Annotated in this window: 10 protein-coding genes; 4 read left to right on the top strand and 6 right to left on the bottom strand. The window is 49.8% G+C overall.

Going from position 1 to position 11,734, the window contains the following annotated elements; all coding sequences use genetic code 11:
• From VIN66_RS05260 to ylqF, 4 genes are all read left to right on the top strand, one after another.
• On the top strand, window positions 1-1,478 hold a 1,478-nt coding region (locus VIN66_RS05260), incomplete at its 5' end, for a TRCF domain-containing protein (protein WP_331922984.1).
• A complete protein-coding gene (locus tag VIN66_RS05255) occupies window positions 1,475-2,578 on the top strand; it encodes a CsiV family protein (RefSeq protein ID WP_331922983.1) in 1,104 nt (367 codons plus the stop codon). The genes VIN66_RS05260 and VIN66_RS05255, both read left to right, overlap by 4 nt.
• 146 nt (window positions 2,579-2,724) lie before the next feature.
• Window positions 2,725-3,006 (top strand): hypothetical protein, encoded by a 282-nt coding sequence (locus tag VIN66_RS05250; RefSeq protein ID WP_331922982.1) that lies wholly within the window; start codon window positions 2,725-2,727, stop codon window positions 3,004-3,006.
• 97 nt (window positions 3,007-3,103) lie between these two features.
• Window positions 3,104-4,039: a ribosome biogenesis GTPase YlqF gene (gene ylqF / locus VIN66_RS05245; protein WP_331922981.1), complete on the top strand. Its 936-nt coding sequence runs from the start codon at window positions 3,104-3,106 to the stop codon at window positions 4,037-4,039.
• 162 nt (window positions 4,040-4,201) lie between these two features.
• Here the strand turns inward: ylqF and VIN66_RS05240 are convergent, their stop codons facing one another.
• From VIN66_RS05240 to VIN66_RS05215, 6 genes are all read right to left on the bottom strand, one after another.
• Window positions 4,202-4,390 carry a hypothetical protein gene (locus VIN66_RS05240; protein ID WP_331922980.1) on the bottom strand — a complete coding sequence of 63 codons (189 nt, stop codon included), beginning with the start codon at window positions 4,388-4,390 and terminating at the stop codon, window positions 4,202-4,204.
• Window positions 4,391-4,510: 120 nt separating this feature from the next.
• Window positions 4,511-4,909, bottom strand: coding sequence for a VOC family protein (locus VIN66_RS05235; protein WP_331922979.1), 399 nt, complete (start codon window positions 4,907-4,909; stop codon window positions 4,511-4,513).
• Window positions 4,910-4,952: 43 nt separating this feature from the next.
• Window positions 4,953-5,777, bottom strand: coding sequence for a helix-turn-helix domain-containing protein (locus tag VIN66_RS05230; protein ID WP_331922978.1), 825 nt, complete (start codon window positions 5,775-5,777; stop codon window positions 4,953-4,955).
• Window positions 5,778-6,137: 360 nt separating this feature from the next.
• A complete protein-coding gene (locus VIN66_RS05225; protein ID WP_331922977.1) occupies window positions 6,138-9,257 on the bottom strand; it encodes a CusA/CzcA family heavy metal efflux RND transporter in 3,120 nt (1,039 codons plus the stop codon).
• 140 nt (window positions 9,258-9,397) lie between these two features.
• Window positions 9,398-10,378: an efflux RND transporter periplasmic adaptor subunit gene (locus VIN66_RS05220; protein ID WP_134054414.1), complete on the bottom strand. Its 981-nt coding sequence runs from the start codon at window positions 10,376-10,378 to the stop codon at window positions 9,398-9,400.
• Window positions 10,375-11,709: a TolC family protein gene (locus VIN66_RS05215; RefSeq protein ID WP_273020459.1), complete on the bottom strand. Its 1,335-nt coding sequence runs from the start codon at window positions 11,707-11,709 to the stop codon at window positions 10,375-10,377. Before VIN66_RS05215 ends, VIN66_RS05220 begins: the two co-directional genes overlap by 4 nt.
• Window positions 11,710-11,734 lie beyond the last annotated feature (25 nt).

Raw genomic sequence — 11,734 nt, 5'->3', positions numbered from 1 at the left:
CAACACTTCTGGCACAACAGCATTTTGAAAACTTTAAAGACCGCTTTGCCAACTGGCCGGTGCGGGTCGAAGTATTGTCGCGTTTTGTCAGCACCAAAGTACAAAAAGCCATTCTTGAAGATGTCGCCAGCGGTAAAGTGGATATTTTAATCGGTACTCATAAGCTACTACAGGATGATATCAAACTGCAGGATCTTGGTCTGTTGATTGTCGATGAAGAACACCGCTTTGGCGTGCGTCAAAAAGAGAAAATCAAAGCGCTGCGTGCCGATATCGATATCCTGACATTAACCGCCACCCCCATTCCACGTACGCTGAATATGTCGATGTCCGGCATGCGGGATCTGTCGATTATCGCCACCCCACCGGCAAGACGCCTCGCTGTGAAAACCTTTGTCCGCGAGTACGAAAACGGCCTGATCCGCGAAGCGGTGATGCGCGAAATTCTGCGGGGTGGCCAGGTGTACTTTTTGCACAACGATGTTGCCACTATCGAGAAAGCCGCCGCTGATTTAGCCCAGCTGCTGCCAGAAGCCATCATTGGTATTGCACATGGCCAGATGCGCGAGCGCGAGCTGGAACAAATCATGGCAGACTTTTACCATCAACGCTTTAATGTGCTGTTGTGCTCAACCATCATTGAAACCGGTATCGATGTGCCAACCGCAAATACCATTATTATCAACCGTGCCGATAATTTTGGCCTGGCACAGCTGCACCAACTGCGTGGGCGTGTCGGCCGTTCGCACCACCAGGCTTATGCCTATTTGCTGACACCGCCCCCCAAGCGTCTGACCAAAGATGCCGAAAAGCGGCTTGAAGCCATAGCAAGTCTGGAAGATTTAGGCGCGGGCTTTGCGCTGGCGACACATGATTTAGAGATCCGCGGCGCAGGCGAGCTACTGGGTGATGAACAAAGTGGCCAGATAGAATCCGTTGGTTTTAGTTTATACATGGATATGCTGGAACAGGCCGTTAAAGCGCTGAAAGAAGGCCGCGAGCCAAGCCTTGATGCGATGCTGAGCCAGCAGACTGAAATGGAGCTGCGTATACCTGCGCTGCTACCTGAAAGTTATATTCCGGATGTAAATTTACGCTTATCCTGCTATAAAAAGCTGGCGTCGGCTAACAGTGTGGAAGAACTTGATGAAGTTCAGGTAGAACTGATTGACCGTTTTGGCTTACTGCCAGATGCCGCTAAAAATCTGGTGGCGATATCCGAGTTTAAAATACAGGCGCAGCAGCTGGGGATCCGTCGCATCGAGGCGAACAGCAAAGGTGGCGTAGTCGAGTTCAGTGAAAAAACGGCTGTATCGCCAGCCTATATTATTGAGCTTATTCAAAAGCAATCGCGGGTATTTAAACTCGAGGGCGGGCAGAAGTTACGGTTTAATATTGCCTCTGATGATGGCGCAGCACGTCTGAGCCTTATCGCAAACATGTTGCAGGATTTTGCCAGACATAAGGTAGAAAAATGAGTAAAGCTGTCAGTTGCAGTTTCATCGGCGCCGCGCTGTTTAGCACGGTATTACATGCTCAGGAGCAACGCTGGTTTGAAGTCGAAATGCTGATCTTCAGTCAGACACCAGCAACGTCATTACAGGAAACATTCGGCGATGCCGTAACGGCGATAAAGCCTGGCCGAGCTTATGACTTAGTGACTCCGTTGCTGCAACCGGATTTGTCTGGCTTACTGGCCGAGTTACCACTGTGTAACGACACAATAGCAGCAGAGGATACATATCAGTTTGCGCAGGCAATATCTGCCCAGCTTTGCATAGTTGAACGACAACCACATAGCTGGCAGCTGAGTAATCTGTTTGAGCCCCGCCGCACTTACGATAAAGTGCCGTACCCTGCTGCCCTGCCCGCGGTTATAACCGGCTCAGGCCTGCACATAAACAAGCCTTATCTGGCAGAGCGCGCGTCACTGCAGCTGACAGATATCGCCAGCAAAATTACCCGCACTTCGGGTACTCAGCTTTTACTGCATACGAGCTGGCGTCAGGCGCCGGTAACAGAGCGCCGTGCTATCGCCAGTCGCTGGTTCAGTGGAAAAAACTACAGTGAGCAGTTTGACTACTGGGGCCAGGCTGTTGTCGATGTTACTGCTGAGGCGAACACCCAGGCCGCTGACAGCGCCGAGCTTATCAGCAACGATTTAGCGGCAGCCAACAATACAAACTCCGATCAGTTAATGGCCGGTATCGATCTGCTGTTACAACAACTAAACGCAAACGGCCAGTTGCCTGATAATGCCGTTTCCGCTATCGATAATCCGGTACATTCAGACACGTTGACCAGCCGCAACCTGCCGGATCAGGTATGGCAGCTGGATGGTTTGTTTAAGCTACATCTGGATCACTATCTGTTTGTAAACACAGAATTTAATCTACGTCTGCCCGCCGCAAACGACAGTTTACAGACGATTTATGTGCGCCAGAGCCGCCGGGTCATCAGTGGGGAAATTCATTACCTCGATCATCCATATCTGGGCATAGTATTGCAAATACGCCGCTACGAACCGCCAGCCGATGACGAGCCAGAGTTAAATGACGCCACAAATACGTCGCAATAATGATATTTTTTTAACAAAAACCATTGCCAAAGTAGAAACTAATGCCTAAGCTTCGGCGGTGTTACACTTTTATACAAAACATCGCGGGTAAATGGGATGTTGTTTTTTTATATTAAATTATCTGGTTTATCTGATCGTAGAGCATTATGGACAATTTGACCCCAATGCCGGAGCTCTCTCCGAAACACTACCTGTTGTTGCTAACCCTGTTTGTATTAGTCAGTAGTTGTGAACCCATTATCAGCTGGTTTTTTCCGATACTTACCGGCAATGTCTGGCTAACGGTGTTGCCCCCTGTCGCAGGGCTGTATCAGTTAATGCTGTTGTTCCGCAATCTTGGGGTTATTCAGTTGCCTAATGCAGCCTATTATTCTGCTGTACTGGCGCCCCTTTCTGTACTGAGTTTTTACCAGTTCGTTTTGCAGTGACATACCTTTGAACATTTTTGCGGTATCATAGCGCCCGTCTTTACGATGGGCGCTACTGTTTTGGTTAGCGCCGGATATTTAATTAAGGTACTCAAAGATGTCGATTAACTGGTTTCCGGGCCATATGCATAAAGCCCGAAAAGAAATAGCCGAAGTCATGCCGCAGGTCGATATTATTATCGAAATGCTCGATGCACGAATTCCCTTCTCCAGTGAAAACCCTTTGGTACCGCAGCTTCGCGGCAATACGCCTTGTATCAAAGTACTGAATAAAGCCGATTTAGCCGACCCGGCATTAACGCAGCGCTGGGTTGATCACTTTGACAGCCAGGCGGGTATAAAAGCCATTCCTATCAGCCAGCAAAACCCGGAACAAATCCGGGCGCTATTACAGCTGTGCAATGACATGCTGCCAGAGCGTAACCTCGACATCCGCGGTGCCCGTGCGATGATTATGGGCATTCCGAACGTTGGCAAATCCACGCTGATCAATACGTTAGCAGGCAGAACCATCGCCAAAACCGGCAATGAAGCCGGTGTGACCAAGATGCAGCAACGTATCAAGCTGGACAACAACGTGATTTTAACCGACACGCCTGGGTTTTTATGGCCCAAGCTTAGCCCGCCAACCTGTGGCTATCGTCTGGCCGTGACAGGCGCCATTAAAGACACCGTGTTTGACTATGCCGATATTGCCATGTTTGCCGCCGATTATCTGCTGCAGGCTTATCCGCAAGCGGTGATGCAACGTTTTGGTTTAACGGAAGTGCCTGAGAATGATATCGCGCTGATGGACGCCATCGGTATAAAGCGCGGCGCTATGCGTAAAGGCGGTATCGTCGATCTGGAAAAAGTCGGCTCCATTCTGATAACCGAGCTGCGTGCCGGCAATATCGGCGGCATCACGCTGGAAACCCCTGAAATGGTCAGCCAGGAGCTGATTGAAGCCAAAGCCGAAGAAGCAGCCAAAGCGAAAGATAAAGCCGAGCGCGAAGCAGAGCGTAAACGCAAAGCACAGAGAAAATACCGCTAGCTGGTTTGTAGTAGCTCATAGCTGATCTTATCGTTGTTAATAACACTGTTATATTTCAACTGACAGTCAGCTATAAATGGAAAGTGGGCATTAACACTCTGCGCATCCACGCAAACTAGTGAACGTCGCAGGGGGCCGTAGGCCCAGAATGTCGCACCTTGTTTAGTCCTTGCCATTTTTATCAGGCTTAACTTTAAAACGATTAACCATAATAATACCAAGCCCAATGACAAATATAACCGCGCCCATAAGTGCATACCTTGGATTTGGCGCTGTGGATGACAGAAGATTAAAGTAAGTCATTACTGCAATGCCAAAAATACCTACTATTCCACCAGTGATCTTATACATCGAAGAATCCTTGCTCCAACTTATATTATTGCCTGTTGCCCGCCACAAAGGCGAGCAACGTGTTACGAGTCGAGCGCCCAACGGGCGCGTTTTTGCCGGCCTTGTTAGATTTTGCTCTGACTAGTTACCTGAAGCTTCTAAGTGTTGGACCACGTCGATTCGAAAACCTGCCGGGTCTTGCAGCATAAAATGTATCTGCCCCCAAACTTCTTCTTTGAGCTCCATAGCCATTGTCAAATCCATTTTTTGTGCTTCAGCATAAGCATGAGCTGCATCTTTAACTTCCAGTGATATCACATAGCCATCTGGAGACATTAGTGCTCGAAGAAAGTCTGGTTGGCTTGCATGCTCTGGCATTAAGAAGCCAAGCTGGACACCTGAGCTGGGTGACACTAAATGCAAGTAAAAGTCAGCGTCGTAAAATACTGCATTAAATCCGAACACGGATTCATAGAATGCTTTCACTGCTTCTAAATTTGCCGTTACCATCACAGGAAACATTGCGTCTATTTCAATCATCTTATTAATCTCTTGCTGTTGATTAGGTGATTAAGATTATTCTTCACTCAGAAGAGTAATGATTGTATAAAACGGACATTTTTCTGAACTGTGTCGGTGTGACTCCAGATAAACGTTTAAATTCACGCACAAAATGGGGCTGATCGTAGTAATAATCCAGGTAGGTCTTGTTGTTTTGCGGTGTATTCATCGCTTTGAGAGCACTCTGAAACCTCAGTACCCTGCCAAAATCTTTGGGCAGCAAGCCAACGTGCATTTTGGCCAACCGTCTAAGCTGACGTGCAGACACACCAAATTTAGAGCTCTGGCTATCTGACAGATCAAGATTAGAGCTGGCATTTTCGTAGCAGTATCGAATGTAACGAGCTAAACGAGGGTCAACGTTTGCAAACGTTATGGCAGAAAGAATGACTGCCGACAAGCTACAGCAGCGCTTATCAAAGCTCTTTGCGTTATCAATGGCTTCAAATACAGAGTAAACGATATCCGCGGGTAATAAGTCTCCCGCCTTTACACTTCCAGCCGCATCCCACTCCCCTAAAGGCAGAGAGATCAAACCTATATGTCCTAGAATTCGAAAACGTATACCAAAAAAAGACGCTGGGCCATCAATGTCAAATAATGTAGAAGAGAGAAATGGCGGAATAAGAAAGTTGTCGTCAAAACAATCTAAATTTATAATCCAATCAACGCAGTTATCCGGCACACTATGGTATTGAAACCGGCCTTTGGAGACCGTGAGCTGCCAAAACGTCTGCACCCAACGATTTAACGGCGGCAATGGCTGCCGCGTTTTATAGACACGGTCATCGGCAACTTTTCCTTGAGTCGGATTATAGTCTAAAAACATTTTAGTATTGATGTACAAAACATAAGCTTTCCTGGCTACTAACCCTCGGGGGGTCTAATGCTCGCAGCACACGCGAGCAACGTGTTGCGAGTCGAGCGCTCTACGGGCGCGTTTTTGATGGCAATTGTTATATGCCATTATCCTAACCACTCTGCAAGCGCATCAGAAGACGAAAACCCAAGCATCATGAGGTTATTCTTACTTTCACCGAACGCTAACGCGAATTCGTTTTCATCTTCTAGCGTCAGTAACCAGTGTTCCTGCCATTTTGCTACAGCCCAGACACTTGTAGCTTGATACTTTTCCAGATAGTACTCAGGAAAACATACAGCACTACAAGCTGTAAAGGCACAATAACTGTGCCTTTACTTTTACGTTTTAATTCAGGTTATTGGCTTTTTTATTGTGTAACCAATGATAAATCGCCGGTAGCACAACCAAGGTCAGCAAGGTTGCCGAAATAATGCCGCCGATAACCACGGTTGCCAACGGACGTTGAACTTCAGCACCGGTGCCGGTGTTAAGCGCCATTGGTACAAAACCCAGGCTGGCAACCAGTGCCGTCATTAATACCGGCCGCAAGCGGATTAACGCACCTTCAACCACCGCGTACAGCAAATCGCCTTTCTCTTGCCACAACTGGCGCATAAACGACACCATGACCAGGCCGTTTAACACCGCCACGCCAGACAGCGCAATAAAACCCACCCCGGCAGAGATAGATAGCGGCATACCGCGCAGCCACAGTGCCAATACGCCGCCGGTGAGTGCCAAAGGCACGCCGGTAAAAATAATCAGCGCATCTTTTAACGAGTTAAACGCCATCACCAGTAAACCGATAATCAGCAGTAGCGTAATGGGCACAACCAGCATTAAGCGTTTACTGGCAGACTCCAGTTGCTCAAAAGTGCCGCCATAATCCAGCCAGTAACCGGCTGGTAGGCTCACTTGCGAGTTAACCCGCTGTTTTAGCTCAGCGACGAAGCTGCCTAAATCACGCTCACGCACATTCACTGACACCACAATACGGCGCTTGCCGTTTTCGCGGCTAATTTGCGCCGGCGCGGTCTGAATATCCAGCGTAGCAATTTCTGTCAGTGGTACATAACCGCCATCGGGCGTTGGAATAGGTAACCAGGCCAGGTTATCAATATCGCTACGGATTTGTTCTGGCAAGCGTACCACCAGCTGAAACCGCCTATCGCCTTCGTAGATCAAACCCGCGTGTTCACCGCCAACAGACATGGCAATAACGTGCTGAAACTGGCTAACGGTCAGCCCGTAGCGCGATAACGCTGTTAGTTTGGGCGTAATGGCTAACACTGGCAAACCCGATACCTGCTCGGTGCGTACATCGGCCGCACCACTGATGCTACCGGCAACCTGTTCAATGCTTTGGGCAACCTTTAGCAACACATCAAGGTCATCACCAAATACCTTAATGCCTACATCTGCTCGCACGCCGGAAATCAGCTCGTTAAAACGCATCTGAATAGGCTGGGTAAACTCGTAATTATTCCCTGGCAACTGCTCCAACGCGGCTTCCATTTCAGTAACCAGCTCCGCTTTGGTTTTCGCTGGGTTGGGCCATTCGCTACGTGGCTTTAAAATCACAAAGTTGTCGGCCACATTCGGGGGCATCGGGTCGGTTGCCACCTCTGGTGTACCAATTTTGGCAAATACCTTATCAACCTCAGGGAACTGTTTGATACGCTGCTCCAGCACTTCCTGCATCTGCACAGATTGCTCAAGGCCGGTGCCGGTTACCCGCATCGCATGCAAGGCAATATCGCCCTCATCCAGCTGTGGAATAAACTCTGAGCCAAGCGTAGTGGCCAGCCAGATGCAGCCGACAACCAACGCGCTGGCCAGCCCCACCACTAGCAGCCGGAGTTTAAGCACGGCGTGCAGTATCGGCCGGTAGACAGATTTAGCAGCTACTATTAGCGGGCTTTCCTGCTCTTTGATTTTACCGCTCATAAATACGGCAATAGCCGCTGGCACTATTGTCAGAGATAGCACCATTGCCGCCAGCAGCGCCATCACTACCGTTGCCGCCATAGGGTGAAACATTTTGCCTTCAACCCCGGTTAAAGCGAACACCGGAATATACACTACGGTAATAATGGCCACGCCGAATAAGCTGGGTTTAATCACCTCGGTGGTGGCTTCAAACACCACTTTTAAACGTTCGCGCAGTAGCAGCAAACCGCCGGTTTGATGTTGCGCCAGGCCTAAACGGCGAATGCAGTTTTCGACAATAATCACCGCACCATCGACAATCAGGCCAAAGTCGAGCGCACCTAAACTCATCAGGTTAGCGGATACGCCTTGCTGCACCATACCGGTAATGGTGGCCAGCATTGCCAGCGGGATTACGGCGGCGGTAATCAGTGCCGCACGGATATTACCCAGCAGCACAAACAGCACCACAATGACCAGTAATGCGCCTTCCAACAGATTTTTTTGCACAGTCGCAATGGTTTTATCGACCAAAGTCGTGCGGTCATACACGGCTTCTACTATCACACCTGCTGGCAAAGAGGTTTTTATAGCCTCCAGTTTGGCTGCCGCATCACGTGCTACTGCCCGGGAGTTCTCTCCCAGCAGCATCATCACCGTACCCATTACGGTTTCGTGGCCGTCACGGGTAGCGGCACCGGTACGTAACTCTTTGCCAAGCCCAACTTCTGCCACATCTTTTATCCGGATAGGTACTGAGCCATTTAACGCCACCACGACATTTTCAATACTACTGATAGTACTGAGCTGGCTGGGCGAACGTACCAGTAATTGCTGGCCATTACGCTCAATGTAACCTGCACCACGGTTAGTATTATTGCTAAGCAGTGCTTCTGACAGTTGCGGCAACGTAATACCCATTGCCAGCATTTTTGCCGGATCAGGCATCACATGGTACTGCTTGTCATAACCACCTATGGTGTTCACCTCAACCACACCGGGCACTTGCGCCAGTTGCGGTTTGATAATCCAGTCCTGTACTTCACGCAAATACATGGCATCAAGCGGTTTGCCATTTGCATCAGTAGCGCCGGGTTTAACATCGACGGTATAAACAAATATTTCCCCCAGGCCAGTAGCAATGGGTCCCATTTGTGGTTCCAGCCCGGCAGGCAGCGCATTCTTGATACTGCCAAGCCGCTCATTAAGCAGGTTACGGGCAAAATAAATGTCGGTGCCTTCTTCAAACACCACTGTTACCTGTGACAGCCCGTAACGTGACAACGAACGGGTATATTTTAGTTTTGGCAAGCCATAAAGCGCCGTTTCCACCACAAAGGTAATCCGTTGCTCAGCCTCCAAAGGTGAATAGCCAGGCGCTTCGGTGTTAATTTGTACCTGTACGTTGGTAATATCAGGTACTGCATCGATAGGTAATCGCTGGTAACTCCACAGCCCGGCGCCAATCAGTAACAAGATCAGGCCCAGCATCAGATACCGTCGCTCAATTGAGAAACGAACGATAGCTTCAATCATGTTTATCTCCTTTTCATCTGCCTGAGCGAGCAAAGGTTACGCAAGGCAAGAACGGGCGAAGCAGCGCAGTTTACATGCGGTAAATGAGCATGCTGAGCCGGTTTTTAACGCTGCAGAACCAAAGCGCAGCCAGGCAAATTTTAGTGTTCGTGAGCTGCGCCGGCTTTTTCGATCTCAGCCTTAATCAGATAACTATTTACCACCACATACTCTTCAGCAGCATGCAGACCAGACAGCACTTCAGTAAAGCGCCCATCGGTGCGGCCTAGCTGCAGTGGTCGCGGTTCATAGCGGTTGCCTTCGCGCACAAACACCACCTGCTTACCTTCCAGATCCTGTAAGGCTTTGTTATCTATCACCAGAGAAACATCTATGATTTCAGCATCCACCAGCGCATTGACCCGCTCTCCGGCAGAAAAATGGCCGTTACTGTTATCCAGTGCAACCCGCGCCAATACATAAGGCTGGCCGGAGGCAGGCAAAATATGGCTTATCTGACTATCAACCCTGCCGCCGCGAGCTTCGATATGCACCGGCAGGCCGGTTTTTATCTCATCCAATGAGGCAGGAAACATTTTCAGCTCAGCCCACAATATGCTGCTGTCTGCCAGTGAAAATAACGTTTCACCAGCTGTGTATTCGCCCTGGCTGGCATACTGTTGCAACAACACTCCGGCTATCGGTGCCGTTACCGGATAAGTGCGCAGGCTGTCATTGGATTCAACCAACGCCAGCACCTCACCTTTTTTCACTGTGTCGCCAACTGCAGGCTTTATCTGGGTAATCATGCCAGGAAAACGGGCTCGCACCTGTGCCTGACGGTTAGGTGGGATTACAAGCTCACCGTATAACGGAATATGGCGTTCAATGGTGCCGGCACCTGCCGTCGCCACTTCAATCCCTACCCTTTTTGCCATGTCGGCATCAATCGTTGCGGCTTCATCGTGATCATCATCATGGTCGCTGCCATGATCGTGCCCGCTATCATCATGGGCATGAGCGCTGTTTGTTTGCGCCGTTTTCGGTTTTTCATCATGACTGTGGCCCGGCCCGGCCTGAGCAGGTGCAACAGCCATACCCTGAGCGATCAGTAATGCAAGGAATAACGCGGAATATTTCATTTGGAAGATCCTGATTCAGTAGTGATAAGCTGAGTGGGTGTCTTTATCGCCAGAGGTGATGCCGCAAGCGCAACACCGGCAAGCTGTTCAATCAGTACCTGATTGCTCAGTGCGGTACTGGCAGCATTAACCAACTCAAGCTGAGCGTCCTGTAGTGCCTGACGGGCAGAAATCCACTCTGCATAGCCATAACGGCCACGGCGGTATGCGTCTTCAGTTTGTTGTAGTGCCTGCTCCAGCACCGGCAGAATATCGCGCTGCATATCTTTCACAGCCATACTGCTGTAACGGTGAGTTTGCCAGGCCTGATATAAGCGGGCGCGTAAATCCAGCAAGGCGGTTTCTTTTTCAAACTGTTCCGCCTGAGACTCTGCCTGCGCCGCAGTTATCGCACCCTGATTACGCTGTTTACTGAACAAGGGCACCGACACGCCGGCAACCAAGCCAAAATCACGGCTTTCCTGTGAGCGCATGGCGCCAATCTGCCAGCGTACATCACCCGCCGACTGACTTTGCGCCAGTGTCAGCTCAGCATCACGCAAGCGTTGCCGGGCTGCAAAAACCTCCACGGTGGGGGTTGCCAGCACTTGTTGATAAAGTGTTTGAAAGGATGGGCTTTGCGCCAGCTGAAATAAATCACCACTAACCTGATTAAAATCGGCTTGTTCCGCCCCCCATAAACTGACCAGCGCCAACTTGCTGCTATCCAGCTCGGTTTGCAGTAAGCCATGCTGCAACTGTGCTTGCTTAAAGGCCACTTTAGCCCTTAGTTGCTCGGCCTTTGGTGCTGCACCACGCTGCACCCGCTGCGTCACCAGCATTAAAGCCTGCTCAGTCATACTCACGGTTTGTGCCGCCAGCGCCGTTTTTTGCTGCAATGTCAGCACAGTTACAAAACGCTGGGTCAGCTCGCCCAGTAAATCCAGGCTCGCGGCCTGGCGCTGCGCCAGCAATAATCCCTGATTTGCACTGGACACCGCCATCCGGGCCTGGCGCTTATCGCCAAGCTCAATAACGGAAGACAACGACACCGTAACTTCGAGGCTTTTAACACCCGACATATCACCAGTGCCAAAGGCATTATCGGCCTGCACGCCGAGTTCATAGCCTGGCGTTAGCTCTGCCAATTGCTGCTGACCCGCCGCTGCTTTTAAGCGCCAATCAAATACGTGTAATTGCGGATGTTGTTGTAACACCCGCTTTGCTGCCTGTTGCAGCGTTAACTCTGCTGTTGCAGGTTCAGCGGCATTTACTGTCAGGCTCAGCAGCACACTGCCAGCAGCCAATAAACCTAACGCTGCAAAGCGTTTGCAATTCATTTTTAAGAACATAGCAAAATCCTGTTATAGGTAATGT

The organism is Rheinheimera sp., from assembly GCF_036568245.1.
GTDB lineage: Bacteria > Pseudomonadota > Gammaproteobacteria > Enterobacterales > Alteromonadaceae > Alishewanella.
Note: the sequence above shows the minus strand (reverse complement) of the source record. Positions and strands in the feature narration are given on the sequence as shown.

Bases quoted from the DNA above. Each gene is read 5' to 3' on its own strand.
- VIN66_RS05250 (WP_331922982.1), top strand. From the start codon at position 2,725: ATGGACAATTTGACCCCAATGCCGGAGCTCTCTCCGAAACACTACCTG.
- VIN66_RS05215 (WP_273020459.1), bottom strand. From the start codon at position 11,709: ATGTTCTTAAAAATGAATTGCAAACGCTTTGCAGCGTTAGGTTTATTG.
- VIN66_RS05220 (WP_134054414.1), bottom strand. From the start codon at position 10,378: ATGAAATATTCCGCGTTATTCCTTGCATTACTGATCGCTCAGGGTATG.
- ylqF (WP_331922981.1), top strand. From the start codon at position 3,104: ATGTCGATTAACTGGTTTCCGGGCCATATGCATAAAGCCCGAAAAGAA.
- VIN66_RS05240 (WP_331922980.1), bottom strand. From the start codon at position 4,390: ATGTATAAGATCACTGGTGGAATAGTAGGTATTTTTGGCATTGCAGTA.
- VIN66_RS05235 (WP_331922979.1), bottom strand. From the start codon at position 4,909: ATGATTGAAATAGACGCAATGTTTCCTGTGATGGTAACGGCAAATTTA.
- VIN66_RS05255 (WP_331922983.1), top strand. From the start codon at position 1,475: ATGAGTAAAGCTGTCAGTTGCAGTTTCATCGGCGCCGCGCTGTTTAGC.
- VIN66_RS05225 (WP_331922977.1), bottom strand. From the start codon at position 9,257: ATGATTGAAGCTATCGTTCGTTTCTCAATTGAGCGACGGTATCTGATG.